18 protein-coding genes are annotated in these 20,888 nt (G+C 66.7%); 10 read left to right on the forward strand and 8 right to left on the reverse strand.

All coding sequences use genetic code 11. The annotated features are described in order from the left end of the window. Positions 1-3: 3 nt before the first annotated feature. Positions 4-570, forward strand: coding sequence for an Lrp/AsnC family transcriptional regulator (locus tag RM423_RS14615; protein WP_311423775.1), 567 nt, complete (start codon positions 4-6; stop codon positions 568-570). Positions 571-579: 9 nt separating this feature from the next. On the opposite strand, the gene RM423_RS14620 is transcribed toward RM423_RS14615, so the two are convergent. Genes RM423_RS14620 through RM423_RS14630 form a run of 3 tightly spaced genes read right to left on the reverse strand, consistent with a single transcriptional unit; the run spans position 580 to position 3,607 of the window. Continuing rightward, entirely contained in the window at positions 580-1,842 is a 1,263-nt protein-coding gene (locus RM423_RS14620) for a methylaspartate ammonia-lyase (protein ID WP_311423776.1), read from the reverse strand. Continuing rightward, positions 1,839-2,663, reverse strand: a complete 825-nt coding sequence (locus RM423_RS14625) for a M55 family metallopeptidase (RefSeq protein WP_311423777.1) — start codon at positions 2,661-2,663, stop codon at positions 1,839-1,841. The genes RM423_RS14620 and RM423_RS14625 overlap by 4 nt, the downstream gene beginning before the upstream one ends. Next, positions 2,660-3,607, reverse strand: a complete 948-nt coding sequence (locus tag RM423_RS14630) for a N(4)-(beta-N-acetylglucosaminyl)-L-asparaginase (protein ID WP_311423778.1) — start codon at positions 3,605-3,607, stop codon at positions 2,660-2,662. Before RM423_RS14630 ends, RM423_RS14625 begins: the two co-directional genes overlap by 4 nt. Before the next feature lie 600 nt (positions 3,608-4,207). Between RM423_RS14630 and RM423_RS14635 the strand changes: the two genes are divergently transcribed. Continuing rightward, complete coding sequence (locus RM423_RS14635) at positions 4,208-5,011, forward strand: SDR family NAD(P)-dependent oxidoreductase (protein ID WP_311423779.1); 804 nt, start codon at positions 4,208-4,210, stop codon at positions 5,009-5,011. Between the two features lie 50 nt (positions 5,012-5,061). Here the strand turns inward: RM423_RS14635 and RM423_RS14640 are convergent, their stop codons facing one another. Genes RM423_RS14640 through RM423_RS14660 form a run of 5 tightly spaced genes read right to left on the reverse strand, consistent with a single transcriptional unit; the run spans position 5,062 to position 10,629 of the window. Further along, on the reverse strand, positions 5,062-6,096 hold the full coding sequence (locus RM423_RS14640) for an oligopeptide/dipeptide ABC transporter ATP-binding protein (RefSeq protein ID WP_311423780.1): 1,035 nt from the start codon (positions 6,094-6,096) through the stop codon (positions 5,062-5,064). Continuing rightward, positions 6,093-7,148 (reverse strand): ABC transporter ATP-binding protein, encoded by a 1,056-nt coding sequence (locus RM423_RS14645; RefSeq protein ID WP_311423781.1) that lies wholly within the window; start codon positions 7,146-7,148, stop codon positions 6,093-6,095. The genes RM423_RS14640 and RM423_RS14645 overlap by 4 nt, the downstream gene beginning before the upstream one ends. Beyond that, positions 7,145-8,008 carry an ABC transporter permease gene (locus RM423_RS14650; RefSeq protein ID WP_311423782.1) on the reverse strand — a complete coding sequence of 288 codons (864 nt, stop codon included), beginning with the start codon at positions 8,006-8,008 and terminating at the stop codon, positions 7,145-7,147. Before RM423_RS14650 ends, RM423_RS14645 begins: the two co-directional genes overlap by 4 nt. Continuing rightward, positions 8,005-8,946 (reverse strand): ABC transporter permease, encoded by a 942-nt coding sequence (locus tag RM423_RS14655; RefSeq protein ID WP_311423783.1) that lies wholly within the window; start codon positions 8,944-8,946, stop codon positions 8,005-8,007. The genes RM423_RS14650 and RM423_RS14655 overlap by 4 nt, the downstream gene beginning before the upstream one ends. Before the next feature lie 51 nt (positions 8,947-8,997). After that, complete coding sequence (locus tag RM423_RS14660) at positions 8,998-10,629, reverse strand: ABC transporter substrate-binding protein (RefSeq protein ID WP_311423784.1); 1,632 nt, start codon at positions 10,627-10,629, stop codon at positions 8,998-9,000. Positions 10,630-10,917: 288 nt separating this feature from the next. On the opposite strand from RM423_RS14660, the gene RM423_RS14665 reads away from it, so the two are divergent. The 8 genes from RM423_RS14665 (at position 10,918) to RM423_RS14700 (ending at position 20,860) form a co-directional block, all read left to right on the forward strand. Beyond that, positions 10,918-13,077, forward strand: coding sequence for an amidase family protein (locus RM423_RS14665; protein ID WP_311423785.1), 2,160 nt, complete (start codon positions 10,918-10,920; stop codon positions 13,075-13,077). A gap of 314 nt (positions 13,078-13,391) precedes the next feature. Beyond that, positions 13,392-14,432 (forward strand): LacI family DNA-binding transcriptional regulator, encoded by a 1,041-nt coding sequence (locus RM423_RS14670; protein WP_311423786.1) that lies wholly within the window; start codon positions 13,392-13,394, stop codon positions 14,430-14,432. 222 nt (positions 14,433-14,654) lie between these two features. Then, complete coding sequence (locus RM423_RS14675; RefSeq protein WP_311423787.1) at positions 14,655-15,629, forward strand: isoaspartyl peptidase/L-asparaginase; 975 nt, start codon at positions 14,655-14,657, stop codon at positions 15,627-15,629. Next, positions 15,629-15,877 carry a hypothetical protein gene (locus RM423_RS14680; protein ID WP_311423788.1) on the forward strand — a complete coding sequence of 83 codons (249 nt, stop codon included), beginning with the start codon at positions 15,629-15,631 and terminating at the stop codon, positions 15,875-15,877. Before RM423_RS14675 ends, RM423_RS14680 begins: the two co-directional genes overlap by 1 nt. Next, positions 15,874-17,316: an amidase gene (locus tag RM423_RS14685; RefSeq protein ID WP_311423789.1), complete on the forward strand. Its 1,443-nt coding sequence runs from the start codon at positions 15,874-15,876 to the stop codon at positions 17,314-17,316. Before RM423_RS14680 ends, RM423_RS14685 begins: the two co-directional genes overlap by 4 nt. Next, positions 17,313-18,236: an ABC transporter permease gene (locus RM423_RS14690; protein WP_311423790.1), complete on the forward strand. Its 924-nt coding sequence runs from the start codon at positions 17,313-17,315 to the stop codon at positions 18,234-18,236. Before RM423_RS14685 ends, RM423_RS14690 begins: the two co-directional genes overlap by 4 nt. Positions 18,237-18,250: 14 nt before the next feature. Further along, positions 18,251-19,165, forward strand: coding sequence for an ABC transporter permease (locus RM423_RS14695; RefSeq protein WP_311423791.1), 915 nt, complete (start codon positions 18,251-18,253; stop codon positions 19,163-19,165). Positions 19,166-19,237: 72 nt separating this feature from the next. After that, positions 19,238-20,860 (forward strand): ABC transporter substrate-binding protein, encoded by a 1,623-nt coding sequence (locus RM423_RS14700; protein WP_311423792.1) that lies wholly within the window; start codon positions 19,238-19,240, stop codon positions 20,858-20,860. The last annotated feature ends 28 nt before the right edge of the window (positions 20,861-20,888 follow it).

Raw genomic sequence — 20,888 nt, forward strand, 5'->3', positions numbered from 1 at the left:
ACCATGCCTCCAGGTCGACGGAAAGTTCAGCTCGGTGCTGCCGCCACTCCGCTCAGCAGCCTGGTCACGACGGCGCCGAAGCGGTCCGAAGCGGTGGTGCTCGATGATGTCGATCGTCAGATCCTGGTCTTGCTGAGCACCGACTCCCGTCGCTCGCAGCGTGCGATGGCCCGGGAGCTCGGCATGTCGGCCCCCGCTGTCGGCGAGCGCATCGGCCGGCTGGAGCGCCTGGGCGTGATCCTGGGCTATGGCATCCGGGTCGGCTGGGACGCGGCAGGCTTTCCGATGACCGTGTACCTGACGATCACCGCCGTGCAGGGTTACCAGCAGAGTCTGCTGGTGCAGAGCATCTCCAGGATTCCCGAGCTCGAGGACCTGCACATCGTCACGGGCTCCATCGACATGCTGGCAAGGTTTCGGGTACGTGATCACGCGCACCTGCGGCAGTTGTTGATGGAACAGGTCTGGCAGATCGAGGGCGTCCAGCGCACCGAGACCTCGCTGAGCATCATCGAGATGGAGCCGAAGAACGTCGTCGCCGAACTGCTCGCGGACGAGCCGGACGCCTGACCGGCGCACTCAGGCAAGCTGCGCATGGCGCTCCCGGCGGGTGCCGGCAATCGCGGTGACGCGTGCCATCTCGTTGCCGACAATCATGAGGCCTTCGTCCACGCCCATACCGGGTTTGGCCAGTACCTGACCGGCACCGCAGGCCATCGCCAAGTGCGCGCTGACCTGTGAGGAGCGATCGGTCTCGTTGCAGGTTCCGCCGCAATAGGCGAGCAACCCGTGTGCGCGGACCAGCAGCAGTGCCTCGATGGTGTTGTTGATGCCGCCGAGGTCCGGCGTCTTGACGTGTATGACGTCGGCTGCACGCCGCTGGACGAACAGCTCGATGTCCTCCAGGGTGTTGCACCACTCATCGACCGCTATCCGGACGTCCGCGCCCAACCGACGAAGCTCAGCCAGCAGGTGCACGTAGATCTCGATCTGTGCGTCCCTGCTGCCCGCGTCGATCGGGTGCTCGACCGTGAGCTGGTACGGAGCCGCCAGCCGGCCGAGACCCGCCAGGTATTCAGCCACGGCGGCTATGTCACCGTCGAAGGCGAGGCCGATGGTGCCGTAGGTGTCGAAGTGCAGCCGCGGCCGGTAGCCAGCCGTCGGCCGGAGTTCACTGATCCTGTCCACCAGCCAGCCCAGGTAGCCCTCCAGCAGCTCACCGCGCGGTCCCAACTTGGTCTCGACATTGTTGATCAGACCATGCGGCAGGACGTCGACCTGTTTGAGGATCATCTTGTCCGCGTTGGTGTACTGCTCGTCGCCGGTCTGGGCGAACATCGGCACCGGGGCCAGCTCGACACCTGTCGCGTACTCGTCGCGAACCACCTCGGCCATCGTCAGTCGCCTGCTCTGCGCCACCGCGTCGAGCAGGGCCTGGGTGACACCGTAACGGATCGCGGTGTGCAACGACCCCGTCGGCGTCCGGTGGCGATCTACCAGCTCTGCCAGCTCGCAGAAGGACGTCAGCTCCGCGCCGAGCAGCAGTGGTACCAGGTGCTCGGTGATGTCCCGCGCGGCTGCCGCGGCGCTGAACACCGGGTCACGGCCGCCGGCGCCGCTGTACTGAACCGCCGCGCAGTCCCCCTGCGCGACCGAGCCGTCGTCGAGGAACAGCAGCACAGACAGCGCCTCACCGGCCTGGCGGGTGGTGGTGAACCCCGGCGTGACCGGATCGCCGCGGTAGTTGAAGCCGTCATGCGCCGCGCCGGCCTTGATGGCGGCCTGGTCGTCGGCGAAGAAGCCGGCACGAACCGGCACGGTCCGCAGGTCGATGACTCTCATTCGACCAGACCGCGGCAGAGCAGCACGACCGTGATGAACCGCTGATAGATCTCCAGCGGGTCCTCACTCACGATCGTCGCCGCGAGCGGGCCGGTGCGGTCGACACCGGCGACCCGGCTCGCCAGCTCGCAGTAGTCGCTGGTACGAAAGGAGATGGCCAACGTCACGGGACGCTCGATCTCCGGAGCGCCCGCTGTGCTGAGCTCGTCCAGGGCGAGCCCGGCCTGCTCCCGGATCAGGTCCTGCGCCACCGACGGGTGCAGCGACTCCGCGGCGAACCGGGTGATCGACTTCTTCACCACGGCGGCTTTGATAGCGGGACAGAATCGCCGGGTCTCTTCCGCGGTGGTCTCGTCGCCGGTGACGAGGACGATGGGCACCCCATAGGCGCTGGCCACCAGGGCGTTGATGCCGGCCTCGCCCGCGACGATGCCGTTGATGGTGACCTCGGCGAATGCCAGCGGAAAGTAGGTGTGCGAAAGCGTCGAACCCTCGCTGCCCATCGAGCCGTGATAGGACACCAGGAAGATGGCGTCGAAGCTGCGGTCCAGCCCCTGCATCATGTACATCGGCTTGTAGCGCCCGGACAGGTAACTCGCCCGTCCGGCCAGCGCGTCGGGCTTGAGGTTGGCCATCTTGGAGTGGGCGTCGTTGACCAGGAACTCGGTGGCACCGGCCTGCATCGCGCCCTCGATGGCGGCGTTGATCTCAGCTGTGAGCAGGTCCGCGTAGTACGGGTACTGCAGGCCGGTGCTCATGCACTGGTCCCAGTCCACCACACCGGCGGTGCCCTCCATATCGGAGGAGATGAAGATCTTCACAGAACCCTCCTCGGGTGCAGTTCAGGCTCGGTGGATGTCTCGGTCATGACCGCATAGACGGAGCCGGTCTGACCCGCGGCGGCGCCATGCCGGCCGTCCGGGGTGAGCGCCAGGCAGCGCAGTTCCGCGCGGAACTCGTCCGGCAGCGTCGCGGCGTCGGTCAGCATCGCCAGGCAGGCCTCGGCCGGGTCCAACCCGCGAGCCAGGTCGGCCACGATGTTGCGTGCTCCGGTCGCCCGCATGCTCAGTTCGCCCCGGCCGGTGCAGGCCGCCCCGCCGTACCGCAGGTCGGCGTAGTTTCCCGCTCCTGGCAGGGCGGAATCTCCCACCCGGCCGGGGTACTTCCACGGATAGCCGCTGGTCGAGACGCCGACGACAAGCTCGCCGGAGGAGTCCAGCGCCAGAATATTGATGGTGCCCCACGGCCCGTCGTGCGGGGCGAGTCGCCGCACCAGTGCCAGGGCCGTCTCGCGATAGCGTTCATCCCCCGCACGGGCATTCGTGTTCTCGCCCTCGACCGATTCCGCTGAAGGCTCGAGCGCGCTTCGGAACAGCTTTCGCGACTCCTCGGTCAACAACTCGGCCCGGCTGAAGCCGTTCTCTTCCGCGAACAACTCGGCACCCGCCCCGACCAGCAGGCTGTGCTGAGGCAATTTCTCCAGCACCGCCCGGGCAATCGAGATCGGGTTGGGAAAGCCCTTGACCGCGCCGACGGCCCCGAAGGCGCGCGAGGATCCGACCATCAGTGAGGCATCGAGTTCCACCAGGCCCTGTGCGTTGGGCAGGCCGCCGGTGCCGACGTAATGGTCGGCCAGGTTGTCCTCGCAGCGTCGCAGGCCTACCTCTACCGCGTCCAGCGCTGAGCCACCTGCCGCCAGAATCGCCATGGCGGCCGGCAAACCCACTTCACTGCGCTCACTGCCGATCACCACCGGCCGGCTCATGCGGGAACTCGCGCTGCGAAGGCGCCGGCTGATCCGGCGTTGCGGTGGGGCATTCCTACTCCTTGGCTGGCGCGCGACGGCGGAGTACGCCAGGCGCGTGGTGACAGAGGACCAGGCATCGCCTGGGCGTCAACCTGACCAGTGCGATGACCGAGATTGAATCGACGGATGTTTCGAGGGAGTTGCAAACGCATGAACCTATCGTTCGGAAGGCTCCGCAGACCTCGGCAAGTCAGCGGGTTCGACCGGATCAGGTTAGAGCAAACGATTGTCTTTGGATAGTCACACCGCTCGGTTACCCGCCGAACTGCTGTTTCAGTGGCTCGTCACCGTCTCGCAGGCGCATCGCGAGCGAGGAAATGCGGCTGGCGACCATAGCCAACCGGGGCGAAAGGTTCAGGGTGCACCTCTCATTGTTACGGATGTTCGACACTCCTTGCGCCTATCACCCGTATCGCTTACGGTCTGCTCATATACCTGCAGGGTGCTTTTGAGGCGGCCGTCAGCGGAGACGAACGCCCTGCATTCTGCCCGGCGTGGGTTCGGGTCGTGCCACAGCGTGTCGGGTTTCACCCACGGTGAAAGCGAGCACAACAGCAGATGACACGGATTGACGGCAAGACGGCGATTGTCACAGGCGCAGGCAACGGCATCGGACGGGCCATCGCGACGGCCTTCGCCGGCGCGGGCGCGAACGTGGTGGTCTCCGACGTGCTCCCGGACGACGGTGAGCGCACCGTCGGCGAAATCACCGACGCCGGTGGCACGGCCTTCTTCGTCCCTGCGGACGTCTCCGATGCCGAGCAGGCCGAGAACCTGATCGCTGCCGCCGTGCAGCGATTCGGAGGGCTCGATATTCTCGCCAACAACGCCGGCATCGGCGGAGGCAAATTGCGGCTGCACGAGATCGAGCCGGCGGACTTCGATCGGGTTCTCAACGTGAACCTGCGCGGCACGTTCCTGTGCTCCAAGTACGCCATTCCGCACTTCCTCGCGCAGCAGGACGGCCGGATCGTCAACACCGCTTCCACCTACGGGCTGATCGGCGCTCCCAACGCGGCGGCCTACTGCGCCTCCAAGGGCGCCATCATCAACCTGACCCGGCAACTGGCCGTCGACTACGGCCCGGACGGCATTCGGGTCAACGCCGTCTGCCCCGGTTACATCGACACCCAGCTGGGACGCCGCGGGCCACAGCTGACGCCCGAGGAGTTCGAGGCCGCGACCGCCATCCGCGAGAAGGCGGCCCGGATGCAGCCCCTTCGCCGCCAGGGCCAGCCGTCCGAGATCGGCGAGGTAGCGCTGTTCCTCGCCTCCGATGCCGCCTCGTTCATGACCGGATCGGTCGTTCCGGTCGACGGTGGCTGTGTCACGACGTTCAATTACGGCGAAGCGAGCAACTGACCGCCAGGTACCGCTGACTGTGATGCGCGACCACGGTCAGCGGTACCGGTTCACGCGGTGACGCCGGCCCGCTCGGGCACGTGTACGCACGCCGCCGACCTGCCTGGCGCGAGCGGATCCGCGATCAACAGCGGCTCGACGGCGCACCGCCCGACGACGGCCGGACAGCGATCGAAGTACCGGCACGGAGTCGTCCCGTCGCGCCGCGCGGACTCGGCGACCTCTTCCCGGATGGGACTGCTCTCCACAGCGGCCTGGGCCAGCTCCTCCGGCACACCGTCCGCGCCGATCAGCCGGGGGACGGAGCCGATCAGCAACCTCGTGTACGGATGGGTCGGATCCTCGAACAGGGTTTCGGTCGGCCCGGTCTCGACAATCCGGCCCCGGTACATCACCGCCGTGCGGTCGCTGACCTGACGCACCACCGCCATGTTGTGCGAGACGAAGATGACCGACAGGTTCAGCGTCTCCTTCAGGTCGGTCAGCAGGTTGATGATGTTGGCCTGTACGGACACGTCCAGTGCCGACACCGGCTCGTCGGCGATCAGCACCTCGGGCTCGACCGCGAGGGCTCGCGCGATGCCGATCCGCTGGCGTTGACCACCGGAGAACTGCTGCGGCCGCTGTCCCAGCGCTCGCTCGGGCAGGCCCACGAGGTCCATGAGCTCGCGACTGCGCTTCCCGATCCTGTTGCGTGGAACCAGCTTGTGGAACTTCAGCAGCTCCGACAGCGTCTGCCCGACGGTCATCCGGGGATTGAGTGAGCTGTACGGGTCCTGGAACACCATCTGGATGGCGCGGCGCTGCGCCCGGGTCGGAGTCGGTTGCAGCACCTCACCCTCGTACCTGATCACTCCGGCTGTCGGCCGGTACAACCCCACGATGCAGCGGGCCAGGGTCGACTTGCCGCAGCCCGACTCGCCGACCAGACCGAGCGTTTCCCCCTTGTGCAGGACCAGATCCACCCCGTCGACGGCGCGGTTGACGGTGGGTTTCTTGCCGAACAACCGGTCCGTGACAGCCACCGGCGTGGTGAAGTGCTGTGCCAGGCCGCTGACAGACAGCACCTCGTTGCGGGGCGTCATCGCTGCTCCACCAGCTCGGAAGTGATCATCGCGGGCCAGCTGTCAGCGGTATCGGCGCGCCAGCAGGCACTTCGCCGCTGGGAGATCACCGGATGCGTCGACGACCCACTCGCGTCGAGCGCGCCGACGTGGGCCAGCGGTGGCTCCTGCGCCATGCAGTGCTCCACCGCGAAGGGGCAGCGTGGCGAGAACGAACATCCATGGATTACCTGGCTGAGGTCCGGTGGCTGTCCTTGAATGGTGATCAGCCGGTCCACCCGGTGATCGGCGTCCGGAACCGAGCGCAGCAGCGCGAACGTGTAGGGGTGCCTCGGCCGGTTGACCAGCTCGGTGAGGCCGCCGGCCTCGACCACCTTGCCGGCGTACATCACGTACAGCCGCGAGCAGGTCTGGCTCACGACCGCAAGGTCGTGACTGACCAGCAGCAGCCCGACGCCCTCTTCCTCCTTGAGCCGTCGCAGCACGGACAGGACCTGCGCCTGGATGGTGACGTCCAGGGCGGTGGTCGGCTCGTCGGCGAGGATCACCCGGGGGCTGGTGGACATGGCGATGGCGATGCAGATTCGCTGCCGCATGCCGCCGGAGAGTTGGTGCGGGTAGAGGTCATAGCGCTTCTCGGCATCGGCGATACCCACCTGCGACATCAGCTCGACGGCGATGGCGTGTGCCTGCCGCCGGGACTTGCCGAGCTTGTGGCGCGGCGCCTCGGCGATCTGGTCACCGACTCGCATGACCGGGTTCAGCGCGGTGAGCGAGTCCTGGAAGATCATGCTCATGGTGTCGGTCAACCGGGTGTGCAGCTGTTTGGCAGGCAATCCGGTCACGTCCTCACCGTCGATCAGGACGGTGCCGCCCTGGATGCGGGCCGGCCGCGGCAGCACACCGAGCAGGGCACGCAGCGTCAGACTCTTGCCGGAACCCGACTCACCGACCAGGCCCACGGATTCACCGGAGCCGACGGACAGCGACACACCGCGTACGGCGTGCAGGCGCCCGTGCGACACCGGGATGTCGACGTCGAGGTCCCGGACCTCGAGTACGGGGGCGGTCATTGATTGGCCTTCTCTACGATGCCGTCCGCTATCAGAGCCAGCGCCAGGCCGGTCACTACGACCGCGAGTCCTGGGATCGTGGACATGTACCACTTGGTCAGGATGAACTGCTGCCCCTCCTGGATCATGGTTCCCCAATCGGGCGTGGGGGGCGGTACTCCCAGGCCGAGGAAGCCGAGCGTGACGATGGCGAGCAGCGTCAGCACGATGTCGCTCATCGAGAACACGATTGCCTGCAGCACCACGTTCGGCAGCAGGTGGCGAAGCAGGATCCGCCAGGTCGGCAGGCCACTGGCCCGCGCGGCCATCGCGTACTCCTGCTCCTTGGCGATGAGAACCTGGCCGCGGACGATCCGGCAGTACGCCACCCAGCCCACCAGGGTGATGGCGGTGTAGATGCTGGTCGTGCCCGGCCCCATCGCGAACACCAGCGCGATCACCAGCACCAGAAACGGGAACGCGATCACGATGTCCACGATGCGGCCGATGATCGCGTCCACCCACCCGCCGAACCAGCCGGCGACGAGGCCCACCAGGCTGCCGATCAGGAAGGGTGAGATGACCGCCAGCACCCCGACGCGCAGATCGACCCGGGCGCCGTAGAGCAGCCGCGCCAACACGTCGCGGCCGAGGGCGTCGGTGCCGAGCAGGTGGTGCGGAGACCCCGGCGCCTGAAAGGCATCGTTGAGGTTCTGCTTGATGGGGTCGTAGCTGGTCAGCAGCGGAGCGCATACCGCGCAGGCGACGATCAGAGCGAACAGCACCAGCCCGGCCACCAGCGGGGCGTTCCACCGTCCACTGCGCCGGCGGGAGGTGGGGATCGTCGCCACCACCGGGCCGACCGAGGTGACCGCGCTCATGCGAGGTTCACCCGGGGGTCCAGCGCGGCGTGGGTCACGTCGGTCAGCAGGTTGACCGCCACGACCATGATCGCAAATACCATCGTGATCCCTTGCACGGTCGGAAAGTCTCTGCCGAGAATGGAATTGATCATCTGCTGCCCGATGCCGGGCAGTGAGAACACCCGCTCCACTACCAGCGTCGAGCCGGTGAGGTAGGCGATGTTCACGCCGAGCACGGTGATCGACGAGACGGCGGCGTTGCGCAGTGCGTGCCGCAACACCACTCGGGACGTGCTGAGCCCCTTTGCCCGCGCCGTCACGATGTAGTCGCTGCTGAGCACGTCGATCATGCTCGCCCGCAGGCTTCGGATCAGGATGGGCGAGAGCGTCAGGGCGATGGTGATGCCGGGCAGCACGATGGAGCGCAGGTGCGACGCGAACGTGTCCCCGAAGCCCGCCACCGGGAACCAGCCCAGCTTCAGGCCGAAGACCAGAATCAGCATGATTCCGAGCCAGAACGAGGGAAGCCCCAGCCCGACCACCGGCACGGCCCGGATGACGTTGTCCACGACTCCGTTGCGCCGTGCCGCCGCCAGCACGGCGAGTGGCACGGCGATCAGGATGGTGAACACGGTCGCCGAGATCAGCAGCCACAGCGTCGTCGGCAGGCTCGTGGTGACCAGTGACGTCACCGAGCTGTTGTAGACGAACGAATACCCCAGATTCCCCCGGAAGAGGTGCCCGAGGAACGTCACGTACTGGCTCCACAACGGCTTGCTGAGACCGAGCTGCGAGCGCAGCTCGCGCACCGAATCCGGCGTGGCGTGTGACCCGAGCAGTGTCGTCGCCGGGTCACCGGGAATCAGCCTGATCAGGAAGAACACGATGAACGAGATACCGAGCAGAACCGGTATCAGAGAGATGAGCCGTTTCAGGGTGTAGATCAGGTACTTCATCTATGCCGCCGCTCCCTATGGCTGCCGAAGTCCGCTGTCTGGGCACGCGGATCAGAGTGAGACGTCTTCCATGTGGTAGTAGCCGGTGGGCAGAACCTTGAAGTTCTTCACCGAGGTGGTCTGGGAGTACGGGAACGGTGTGTAGAACAAGAACCCGAGGAAGGCGGCGTCGGCTGCCTGCTGCTGGATCTTGCTGTACAGCGCCTGCCGCTTGCCCTTGTCGAACTCGCGCTGGGCCTGGTGAACGAGGGCGATCAGCTCGGGGTTGTTGTAGCCGGTGTTGAAGGAGTGGCCGCCCGACATCGGGTCCAGGGCGAACTGGACGAGCTCGTCCGGGTCGGCCAGGTCCATCGTCCAGTACGAGTGCGCGATCTCGTACTGCAACTTGTTCGTCAGGTCATGCTGCGCGCTGGCGTCCACATTCTGGATCTTCATGGTGATACCGAGATCCTTCAACGAAGACTGGAGAATCTGCGCGATCGCGGCGTCGACCGTGTCACCGGACATCGCCAGGAAGGTGGTGGTGAACCCACCGGCGACGCTGGACTGCTTGAGCTCTGCCCGCGCCTTGTCCATGTCATAGGTGATGCCCTGGCAGTTCTTGTCGTAGTAGGGCGTCGACGGCATCATGAACGAGTTCGCCGGGGTACCGGTCCCGAACAGGATGTTCTTCACCAGCGCCTCCCGGTCGATCGCGTACGAGATCGCCCGGCGGACGTGCACATCCGCGTACGGGGTCTTGGTCTGATTCATCAGGATGTAGTCGGTACGGGTCGAGGGGAACAGGTCCACCGCGAGCTTCGGCGTCGCCTTGATCTGCTGCAGGCTCGAGAACGGCGGGTTCTCGTTGATCTGGGCCTGGCCGCCCTGCAGCTGGATGGACCTGGCGTTGTCGTCGGGTACCACCTTCCAGGTCACCGTGTCCAGTGCCGGCTTGCCGGCCTGCCAGTACGAGGGGTTCTTCTTCAACCTGATGAAGTTGCCCTTCTGCCAGGTGTCCCACATGAACGGTCCGGTCGCCACCGGCGCGGTGTAGAACTCCTTCGCCGTCTTGCCAGCGTAGTTCTTCGGGATGATGCCGTTGTTCGGGCAGCTCAGGTCGGCCAGCAGCGGAGCCCAGGGGTACTTCGTCTTGATGACCACCGTCATGTCATCGGGCGTGGTGACCTCCTTGATGGCCGAGTTGATGAACTCCCAGCCACCCTTGGTCTTGCTCGACTCGTCGATGGAGAATTTCACGTCCGCCGCGGTCATGGGCTGGCCGTTGTGGAACTTGACGCCCGGCTTCAGCTTGAGCGTGCACGACAGGTTGTCGGCGGCCATCTGGTAGCTCTCAGCCAGCCACGGCTTCACGCCGAGCCCGTCGTCGGTCATGGCCACCAGGGTCTCGTACATCTGCTGGTACACCCACAGCGACGCGTTGCTGAAGACCGTGGTCTTGTCCATGTCCACAGAGTCATTCGCGCGGACGATGGTGAGGTTGCCGCCCTTCTTGGCGGCGCCGGCCGACGACGGCTTGGACGAGCTGGAGCCACAGGCGGCCAGGATGGGCGCGGCTGTGAACGTTCCGATCCCCAGTGCGCCCAGCTGCAGCATTCGGCGCCGGCTGATCGACGGGACCCGAAGACCCGCCGGGATATCGCCGGCCGAAGGGGTCGACGCGTCAGGGTTGCGGTGGGGCATGCCTACTCCTTGGTGATCGCGGGGGCCGCGGACGCGGCCTGGCGGGATGGTGACGAGTTGCTCGGTCGTTGCGTCGTGCCGGTGCGGGCCCGCTGCTATGACGATTCCAGCAGCCTTGCGTTTCTATGAGATTGCGGGACGTGGACCTATCATCTGAAAGGCCGACGCCGGTTTCTTGAGTGCGTAGCGTCGACGGCTCAGGCTAGAGCAAACGATTGTCCTTGGGTAGTGTCAACGAACCCGGAGCTCAATAGGTATCTAATCGTTGTTCCATAAGGGGCTATTATCATGCAACTCACCATCATCGGGGCCGGTGCGATCGGTGGCACCGTCGGCGCCCATCTCATCCGCTCCGGCCACGAGATCCTGTTCTGCGACGCCGATCCAGCGCACGTGACGGCGATCAACGAGCATGGCCTCAGCATCGAGGGCCCGGTGGAAAACTTCACGGTCGAGGCGAAGGCCGTATTGCCGGAGCAGCTGCCGGAACGGCTCGGCCGGGTCGCCATCGCCGTCAAGAGTCACCACACCGAGCAGGCCGCCGAACTCGTCCGGTCCCGGCTCGAACCCGATGGGTACGTGGTCAGCTTCCAGAACGGGCTGACCGCCGATGTCCTGTCTGCGGCGGTCGGAACGGACCGGCTGATGGTCAGCTTCGTCAACTTCGGCGCTGACGTCCTCGGTCCTGGCCGCATCCTGCAGGGTAATGTCGGCACCTTTCGGGTCGGCGAACTCGACGGCCGGATAACCCCTCGGCTCAAGGAACTCGTGGCGGCGCTGCCCTACGCCGAAGCCACCGACAACATCCTCGGCTTCCTCTGGGGCAAAGAAGCATACGGAGCCATGCTGTACGCCGGCGCCGTCTCGGATCTCTCCATCGCCGACACGCTGGAACAATCACGCTGGCGGCCGCTGATGCTCGCGGTCGCCCGCGAGGTTCTCGCCCAGGCACCGGTGCGCCCCGAAGGGTTCGACGGCTTCGACCCCGAAGACCTCGAGGGCTCGCTCGGCCGCCTGGTGGCGTTCAATCGGGCCAGCGCCAAGTCGCACAGTGGCATCTACCGGGACCTCATGGTGCGCAAGCGCAAAACCGAGGTCACCGACCTGCTCGCCGACCTCGAGGGGCCGCTCACCACCTACGCCGGCAGGATCATCCAAGCCATCGAACGGGGCGAGCGGACCTGTGAGGTCGCCAACCTCGAACTGCTCGCGGCCTACGAGCGCGCGGATCGGCTCGGCCGGCCCCTGGACGCGCTGGTCGCCCTCTTTCCCGCGCCACCGCGGGCAGCCAACGGCCCCCTGCATGGCGTTCCGGTCGCCGTCAAGGACATCATCGACATCGCGGGTCACCCACGTGGCAATGGCAATCCCGACGCCATGCGCTCGGCACCGGCCGTGGCGGACGCCCCGGTCGTCGCGGCACTTAGGAACGCCGGGGCCGATGTCTTCGCGGCGACCGCGCTGCTCGAGTACGCCGCCGGCGCAACACACCCCGACGTTCCGGAGACCCGAAACCCCTTCGACCTCACCCGGACGGCCGGCGGATCCAGCGGCGGTTCTGCCGCTCTGGTCGGTGCCGGCGTCTGCGACATCGCGCTGGGCACCGACACCGGTGGCTCGATCCGGCTTCCGGCGCACTACTGCGCCTGCGTGGGATTCAAACCGAGCTACGGTGCGCTTCCCCTGGACGGTGTGGAACCACTGGCGCCGTCACTGGACCACGTCGGGCTACTCGCTCGCGACCTGGCGACTACCGTCCGGGTTTTCGCAGCGCTGACCGACACATCCGCGCCCGACGACTCTTCAGGTGATTCCTCAGGAAACGCCGCCCTCCGTATCGGCCTGCTCACCGGACAGCTCGACCGGCCGGAGCTGACCTCGGCAGTTGCCGACGCGATCGGAAAAGCCATCGAGGTGCTGCGGTCCGCGGGCTGCTCGACCGTCGAGGTGGATGGTGCGGCGTTCGACCGGCTCGGTGAGACGTTCAACGACATCCTCCTGTTCGAAGCCTGGCAGGTGCACGGCGAGCGGGCGTCCAGCACTCCCGAGCACTACGGCCCGGAGACGCTGCGATTGCTGCGGGCGGGCTCGGCGGTCAGCGCGGCCGACTATCGCGCCGCCGTCGATCGGCGCGCGGCCCTGCTCCCGGACGCGCTCGCGGTGTACGGCGGGGTCGACGTGCTGCTGAGCCCGGCGGCACCGTTCGTCGCGCCGCCGACGACGCCGCCGGTCGACACCCCCGAGGGGGAGGTGGAGGGCCTGTACTCCGGCATCCACAACCTGACGGGGGCACCGGCCCTCACGCTGCCATGCGGCTGGAGCCGGGACGGTCTGCCGATCGGCTTGCAGCTGGCGGCAGCCCCAGGAGCGGACGCTGCCCTGCTCGCCGCCGCCGGTTTCGTCGAGTCGGTCCTGGACGTCGAGCGGCGACCGCCCGCCGTCGGCTGAACGGCCACCCGCACAGCACCCGACAGCACCCAACATCCGGCACCCCAACCTCCGCTATCCCACATCCACCTATCCCGAGAAGGCAGGTCTCATGCGCGCTGCTCGCTACCTCGCGGCCGGCGGCGATGGCGATCTGCGGCGTTCTCGCCGGTTGTTGTAGTGTTGCGGCGTCACGGATAGGACGTATCCACTGCGGTAGTGACGGGTAGGACCGCCTGACATGCGGGTCGATTCCTCTCTCGAGCCCTGTGAGACCAAGCCGAATCCGCTATGACGGGCGGTGAAGAGAATGGGAGACCTCCGCTATTAACAGTGTGGCTCCGGCCTCAGTGGGGCGTCGGCGCGCGCGCCTGGTCGACGTCGCGGCAGCCGTGGGCCTGCACGTTTCCACGGTGTCGCGCGTGCTCAACGGCGATGCGAACCTGTCCATCCGTCCGGAGACCCGCGACCGCATCCTGCTCGCGGCGCAGCGCCAGGGCTACCGCCCCAACGCGATGGCGCGGGCACTCAAGGCCTCCCGGACCGGCGCCCTGGCCATGGTGGTGCCGCTGCTGCGCAACCCGATCTGGTCCAGTATCCAACGTGGCGCGCTGCACGCGGCGGCGGAGGGCGGCCAGATCGTGATGATCCTGGAGCAGCCTCAGGACGACATCCGACCCCCGAGCGACTATCAGTATCTCATCGAAGAGAGCCGAGCGGACGGGCTGCTGATCGCCACCGCGCAGCGCTCGGGTGGTGAGCGGCCGCGATCCTTGACGGTGCCGCACATCTACCTCAACCGACGCGGTCCGCGGCGAGGCAACAACGTGGTCATGGACGAAGAGGCCGCCATGCGGCTGTTCATCCACCACCTGGACGAACTCGGGCACAAGCGCGTCGGCATCATCGACGGGTTCACCGTGATCGACACGGTGCAACGGCGAACCGTCGCCATCCGTGCCCTGTGCGCCCAGCGAGGCATGTCCCCCACGTTCGAACACGCTGAGGACACCGAGATCGGCGGTTACGAGGCGACGGTCCGGCTGCTGTCACGCCGGGAGGTCCCGACCGCCCTGGGCGTCGGAAACCTCAGCCAGCTGTTCGGCATGATGAAGGCGCTCCGCGAGGCCGGCGCGTCCGTTCCCGACGACATCTCCCTCGTCAGCTTCGACGAGGACCAGTGCCTGGCGTTCCTCGAGGTACCCATCACCAGTGTCAGCATGCCGTTGTTCGAACTTGGGGCTGCCGCGGTGCGGGCGCTGATCGGCCGGGTCGACGGTCTTGCCGGGACGGACGAGATGGTCACCGATCCGCTGGTGCTGATCGAGCGTGCCTCCACGGCCGCCCCCCGCGCCACCCGCCGCATCGGCAGCTGATCCGTTCAGGGCGACCCGCCCGCCAACACCACCGCGTTGCGTTAAACACACCATTTGCAGCGTGAATCACTGCCCATCTGCTAATCACGACACTTGTCCACTTATCGCAGCGGTCCGTGCATCACAGGGTTTCAGCATCATTTCTGCGCCGTCCACCATCGAAACAAACGATTTACCGAAACCCCTTCTCGTAAGCAAACCTTTGCCTTAGTCTCTTGAACCATGTTGCTGATCGGAAGTGCGAACGCGGACGTCGGCATCGACCTCGCCTGGAAGGTCCTGCTGGATGGCGGATCTGCTGTCGATGCGGTCGAAATCGGGCTTCGCGAGGTGGAGGACAACCCAGCCGACCACACCGTCGGCTACAGCGGATATCCCAATATCGACGGACAGGTCGAGCTCGATGCCTCGATCATGGACGGAAGTCACCGACGGGCCGGATCGGTCGGCGGCCTGCGCGGCTATCGCGCGGCCATCACCGTCGCGCGAACCGTGCTCGAGCGGTTGCCGCACGTCCTCGTCGTCGGTGACGGAGCCGGCCGGCTGGCCGCGGAGATCGGGCTCGAGGCGGAGGACCTGCTCACCGGCGAAGCGGAATCGACCTGGCGAACCGGGCTCCAGCGGGTGCGTCAACACAGCGACGGTGAACTCAGCACGATCGACTCGGTGCACGACGTCATCGGCGAGATCTTCGATCCGGAGGCCGCACGATCAGGCACGTTCGCGACGGCTGCCGACGTGCCGCCGGGTGGCACCGTCAACCTGATCGCACGCGATGCGGCCGGCCGCATCGCGTCCGGCGTGAGCACCAGCGGCTGGGCGTGGAAGTACCCGGGCCGGCTCGGCGACACACCTGTGATCGGCGCGGGCAACTACTGCGACGACAGGTACGGCGCGGCAACCTGCACGGGTTGGGGCGAGCTCACCATGCGCGCCGGAACAGCGCGCATGGTGGTCGCCGGCCTGGCCGCCGGAATGCCGCTGGAGCAATCGTGTCGCGCGGCGATGGCAGACCTCGCGGGGCTGGAGGACGGCGAACCGGGCGGTCGCGGTTACGTGAACCTGGTCGCCATCGACGCCGCCGGAAACCACTGCGCCCTGACCACCAAGCCCGGCACCGAGTACGTCTGGCGCACCGAGCAACTCGACAGCGCGCGGCGCGAGCCGCGAACGCTTGTCGACCTAGAGGTCAGCTGATGTCGGCGGCAGCGAGCCAACCGGCGTACCCGCAGCTGTCGGCGGAGTCCACCAGCGCGGTAGCCCAGCGACTGGCGGAGGTCGTCTCGCGCTATCACGGCGACACGCTCGCCGATGACCAGCTGCTGGAGCTGCGGTCGCGGCTCGGGACCCAGCTGGCCGCAGCGGAGCGGCTGCACCGCTTCCCGCTACGCAATGACCAGGAACCCATCTTCGTAGTCCGGGCCGATGACGGAGGCGTCGCATGACCGAGGATGAACTCGCCTTCTGCAGCATCCGCGAGCTGGGCGCCCTGATCCGCGCCGGCGAGACCTCGCCGCGTGAACTCACCGAGCTGTACCTGGCACGCCTGGATGAGGTCGGCCGTCGCCTGAACGCGGTGGCCACCATCACCGAGGACATCGCAAGGCGCGAGGCGGCGCTGGCGGAGGCGGAGTTGCGCTCGGGCCTGGACCGCGGCCCGCTGCACGGAATTCCCTATGGGCTGAAGGACATTGTCAGCGCAGTCGGTGCCCCGACAACGTGGGGCGCCTTCGCCGACCAGCGGTTCCAGCGGGAGGCCACCGTCACCCGGAAGCTGCGGGAAGCCGGTGCGATCCTGGCGGCGAAGGTCGCGACCATCGAGATCGCCGGTGGCATGGGCTACGACAACCCGAATGCGTCACTGACCGGAGCGCCCGGCAATCCGTGGCACACCGAGCGCTGGACCAACGGCTCGTCCAGCGGACCCGCGGCCGCCGTCGGAGCGGCGGTGGTGCCGTTCGCCATCGGAAGCGACACCGGCGGATCGATCCTGCTGCCGGCCGCCTTCACCGGCACCGCGGGGCTGCGCGCGACCTACGGCCGGGTCAGCCGAGCCGGTGCGATGACACTGTGCTGGACGCTGGATCGGCTGGGGCCGCTGTGCCGGACCGCCGACGACTGCGGCCTGGTGCTGGAGGCCATCGCCGGCCACGATCCGCGGGACCCCGCGTCGCTCGACGCGACGTACCGCTACAGCCGCGTGAACTCCCGCCGGACCGGTTTCCGCTTCGGCGTGGTGGCCGGCGCCTGCGACGGCGCGGAGCCCGAGGTGAGCGCGAACTTCGCGACATCGCTGTCGGCGCTGGAGCAGGTCGGCACACTGGAAGAGGTCGAGCTGCCGGACCTTCCCTACGACGACGTGGCCGAACTCGTGATGAGCGCCGAGGCCTACGCCGCGTTCGACGAGTTCGTCGCCGGCGGCCGCACCGTGGAGCTCACCGCTGCCAAGGCACGCGGCCACCGGTTGGCCGGTGCCGTACTGCCCGCGCACGACTACATCCGGGCACAGCGGATCCGGCGCGTCATCGCCGACGAGTTCGGCGCGCTGGCCGGTCGCTACGACGCCCTGCTCGCCCCGTCGCTGGGAGTGGTCGCATCCGGAATCGAGGAGGACTTCGAGTACATGCTCCCTGGCGCGTTCGGCCGGCCGGTCAACTTCGCCGGCGTGCTGTCCGGCACGCCCACCGTCTCGGTGCTCAACGGGCTGGGCCGGGACGGCCTGCCCACCGGCATCCAGTTCGCCGGCGCCCGACTGGGCGAGAACAGCATCCTGGATGCCGCCAGCACGCTGGAGACGGTGACCGGCTCCACGTCCCTTCGTCCGGATGGGCCGTTCGGGGTGGCACGCCCTGCCGGTGCCGCGGTGAGTGGAGCTACCCGATGACCAACTACGTCCTACGCCGGCTGCTCTCGATCGTGGCGTTGGCCTTCGGCATCAGTGTCCTGGTGTTCCTCATCATCCGGTTGATCCCCGGCGATCCGGCGATCGCACTGCTGGGAACGAACGCTGGCGATGCCTCCCTGGTCGCCCGGTTGCACCACCAGCTGGGCCTGGACCAGCCGGTCCATGTCCAGTACCTGCGCTGGATCGGCAATGTTCTGCGGGGCAACTTCGGCTACTCCTATGGTGACCAGCGAACGGTCAGCTCGCTGCTCGCGGCTAACTTCCCCGCCACCATCCAGCTGACCCTTGCGGGGCTGGCACTGTCGCTGATCTTCGGAAGCCTGCTCGGGGTGCTCGCCGCGGTGCGGCGAAACCGTCCCGCCGACACGGTGACGATGGGTGTCGCACTGACCTGCATGTCGATTCCGAGCTTCTGGCTCGGCTTGCTGCTCATTCTGCTGTTCGCGGTGAAGATTCCGATTTTCGACGTTGTGGGTGGCACCTCGCTCAAGGGGCTGGTGCTGCCGGCCGTGACGCTCGCCCTGGGCAGCATCGGCTTCAACGCCCGTTTCGTGCGATCGAGTGTCATCAATGCCCAGCAGCAGAAGCACGTGATCACCGCCCGGGCCAAGGGAATCACCGCATGGCAGGTATTTCGCAAGCACGTGCTGCGCAACGCGATGCTCCCCATCCTCACCATCGTGGGCCTGCAGGTGGGCCAGCTGATCTCCGGAGTCGTCATCGTCGAGACGGTGTTCTCCCGGCCCGGCATCGGCCGCCTGCTCGTCCAATCGATCCTGTCCAAGGACTACCTCACCGTGCAGGCCGTCGTGCTCATCATCGCGGTGATCTACGCGGTCACCAACCTGCTGGTGGATCTGCTGTACCCGGTGCTCGATCCGCGTGTCGGAAACCGGTAAGGGAGCGGAGAAGAATGCAACCCAAGCCCACGTCCCTGGACGTCGAACCGGCCGTCGACATCGCGCCGCCGGAGATTGTTCTGGCCACTCCGACAAGGCGCCGGAGCGTGCTGCGCGCGTTCCGGCACCGCAGCCTGGCGGCAGGCACCGTGATCTGCGTGGTGCTCGTCCTGCTCGTACTTGCGACGCCGCTGCTCACCTCGCTGGACCCGAACAACCAGGACCCGCTGGCGGCCTTCGCTCCACCGTCCGGCGCGCACCTGATGGGTGCGGACTCCTTCGGACGCGACCTGTTCTCGCGGGTACTGCACGGCGGCCGGACGACGATGTTCGCGAGCCTGTGTGTCGTCCTGCTCGGCGGCGTGATCGGAACAGCGCTCGGCCTGATCGCCGGTTACTTCGGTGGTGCTGTGGGATTCACCATCATGCGACTGGTCGACCTGCTGCTCGCCTTTCCTGGCATCCTGCTCGCGCTGGCTGTCGCCGCGGTGCTGGGCAGCGGGCTCTCCAACGGCGTCATCGCGGTAGCCGCGATCCTGGTTCCGGTGTACGCCCGGCTCGTCGAGGGAGCCACCGTAGAGGTGCTGCACCTGCCCTACGTCGATGCCGCCGTGACCCTCGGTGCCAGTCCGCTGCACATCATCCGGCGCCACATCATTCCCAACGTCGCCTCCGGCATCATCATCCTGACGACGTCCTGGCTGGGCATCGCCGCGCTGTGGATCGCCGCGCTGGGATTCATCGGCCTCGGCGTGCAGCCGCCGACACCGGAATGGGGAGCAATCCTCAACGACGGCCAGAACTACATCACGGTCGCGTGGTGGATCACCGTCTTCCCCGGCATCTTCCTCGCGCTGTTCGTCGTCGGCGTCAACCTCCTCGGAGACGGACTGCGTGACGAGTTGGATCCCACTTTGTCCAGAAGCTAGCGCCCGGAGCCAGCGGCATAGCCGGCTCCACACCAAACCCCTTGTACTCCCCTGACCTAAGGAGTCATTCTCGTGAGGTTCACTCGAAAATCCGCGTCGACAACGGCGTTGGCTCTCCTGCTCGCCACCGCCGTCAGCGCCTGCTCCGGCGGGTCGGGCTCCGGCTCGGGTGCTGGTGGCGCAGCCAAGGGAGCGGTCGACAAACAGGCCAAAGTCACCCTCGGCTGGGCCGAGCCGGTGGACACGCTGAACCCGGCCACGACCGGCAACCGCGATGTCGGCCCGATCGACGCCAATATCTTCGACACGCTGGTGTGGCTGACGCCTGACTTCAAGGTGACGCCGGATCTGGCGACGAAGTGGACGGTGTCCCCGGATGCCAAAACCTACACGTTCACCCTGCGCGAAGACGTGAAGTTCCACGACGGCACGGCATTCGACGCCGCCGCCGTGGTCTCCAACATCAACTACATGACCAACAAGTCGACGCAGTCCAACATCTCGCTGGGCCTGCTCGGGCCGTGCACCAAGGCAACGGCAACGGCGAAGTACACGGTGAAGATCGAGTGCACGGCAGGCTATGCCCCGCTGTTGGCTCAACTCGGCGAGCCGTACATGGGCATGCAGTCACCGGCCGCGATTCAGAAGTACGGCAAGGACCTCGGCCTGCACCCGGTGGGTACCGGCGCGTTCGAGTTCGTGAGCTACCAGCCGAACCAGAGCGTCGTGCTCAAGCGCAACGAGGCCTACAACTGGGCACCTGCGGCGGTGAAGCACACCGGGCCACCGGACATCGCGCAGCTGACCTTCCAGATCGTGCCCAGCTCGCAGGCCCGGGTGACCCAGTTCCAGAGCGGTCAGTCCGACTTCATGCAGGAGACACCAGGCATCTTCTGGAACACCCTGGGCAAGACCGGCCGTTACACCTCGATCCAGTTCCCCATTACAGGCATGGGCATCTTCGCACCCATCAATGCCGGCTCGTTCCCCACCAACGACCCGGCCGTGCGCAAGGCGATCATGTACGCCGTCGACAAGGCCGGCGCCATCAAGGTCGCCGACGCCGGTGTCTTCGCGCCGAGCAACACCCCGCTGCAGAAGGGCATGGTCGGCTACGACTCCAGTCTGGAGGGGATGTACAGCTACGACCCTGCCAAGGCGGAGTCGACGCTGCAAGCAGCGGGCTGGACGAAGAACAACGGCATCTACGAGAAGGGCGGCAAGCGGCTGACCCTGAACATCACCGCGATCGCCTCGGTGCCGGAGTATCCCCTGATCGCCCAGGCCATCCAGGGCTACCTGCGCAAGGTCGGCATGGACGCCAAGGTCAGTCAGCAGGCGGTGCCCGCGTGGCTGGCGTCCAACATCAAGGGAAACATGTCGCTGACGCCGCTGCAGTACATCGCGGTGGACCCCGACGCCCTGCACCTGTGGTTCCTGCCCGGCCAGTACTTCAACTGGAGCCACTACACCAACCCGACCCTGACCTCGCTGATCAACCAGGGCCAGAAGGAGACCGACCCCGCGAAGCGGCAGACCATCTACTCCCAGGCCCAGAAGATCATCATGGAGCAGGCCGTGTTGATGCCGATCCACGAGAACGTCGACCTGGTCATGACCTCGAAGAAGCTCACCGGGCTGACCTACTCGGGTGGTGGCTTCGAATACTTCGGCGCCGCCTCGATGACCAAGTAAGCGAACCGACGCGAGAATCCGCCCAAAC

Origin of the sequence: Jatrophihabitans lederbergiae (assembly GCF_031845305.1) — a bacterium.
Lineage (GTDB): Bacteria > Actinomycetota > Actinomycetes > Mycobacteriales > Jatrophihabitantaceae > Jatrophihabitans_A > Jatrophihabitans_A lederbergiae.

Excerpts from the sequence above, each read along its gene's own strand:
- RM423_RS14660 (WP_311423784.1), bottom strand. The coding sequence starts at position 10,629 with ATGCCCCACCGCAACCCTGACGCGTCGACCCCTTCGGCCGGCGATATC.
- RM423_RS14665 (WP_311423785.1), top strand. The coding sequence starts at position 10,918 with ATGCAACTCACCATCATCGGGGCCGGTGCGATCGGTGGCACCGTCGGC.
- RM423_RS14675 (WP_311423787.1), top strand. The coding sequence starts at position 14,655 with ATGTTGCTGATCGGAAGTGCGAACGCGGACGTCGGCATCGACCTCGCC.
- RM423_RS14680 (WP_311423788.1), top strand. The coding sequence starts at position 15,629 with ATGTCGGCGGCAGCGAGCCAACCGGCGTACCCGCAGCTGTCGGCGGAG.
- RM423_RS14640 (WP_311423780.1), bottom strand. The coding sequence starts at position 6,096 with ATGACGCCCCGCAACGAGGTGCTGTCTGTCAGCGGCCTGGCACAGCAC.
- RM423_RS14685 (WP_311423789.1), top strand. The coding sequence starts at position 15,874 with ATGACCGAGGATGAACTCGCCTTCTGCAGCATCCGCGAGCTGGGCGCC.
- RM423_RS14645 (WP_311423781.1), bottom strand. The coding sequence starts at position 7,148 with ATGACCGCCCCCGTACTCGAGGTCCGGGACCTCGACGTCGACATCCCG.
- RM423_RS14655 (WP_311423783.1), bottom strand. The coding sequence starts at position 8,946 with ATGAAGTACCTGATCTACACCCTGAAACGGCTCATCTCTCTGATACCG.
- RM423_RS14690 (WP_311423790.1), top strand. The coding sequence starts at position 17,313 with ATGACCAACTACGTCCTACGCCGGCTGCTCTCGATCGTGGCGTTGGCC.
- RM423_RS14650 (WP_311423782.1), bottom strand. The coding sequence starts at position 8,008 with ATGAGCGCGGTCACCTCGGTCGGCCCGGTGGTGGCGACGATCCCCACC.
- RM423_RS14615 (WP_311423775.1), top strand. The coding sequence starts at position 4 with ATGCCTCCAGGTCGACGGAAAGTTCAGCTCGGTGCTGCCGCCACTCCG.
- RM423_RS14695 (WP_311423791.1), top strand. The coding sequence starts at position 18,251 with ATGCAACCCAAGCCCACGTCCCTGGACGTCGAACCGGCCGTCGACATC.
- RM423_RS14635 (WP_311423779.1), top strand. The coding sequence starts at position 4,208 with ATGACACGGATTGACGGCAAGACGGCGATTGTCACAGGCGCAGGCAAC.
- RM423_RS14630 (WP_311423778.1), bottom strand. The coding sequence starts at position 3,607 with ATGAGCCGGCCGGTGGTGATCGGCAGTGAGCGCAGTGAAGTGGGTTTG.
- RM423_RS14620 (WP_311423776.1), bottom strand. The coding sequence starts at position 1,842 with ATGAGAGTCATCGACCTGCGGACCGTGCCGGTTCGTGCCGGCTTCTTC.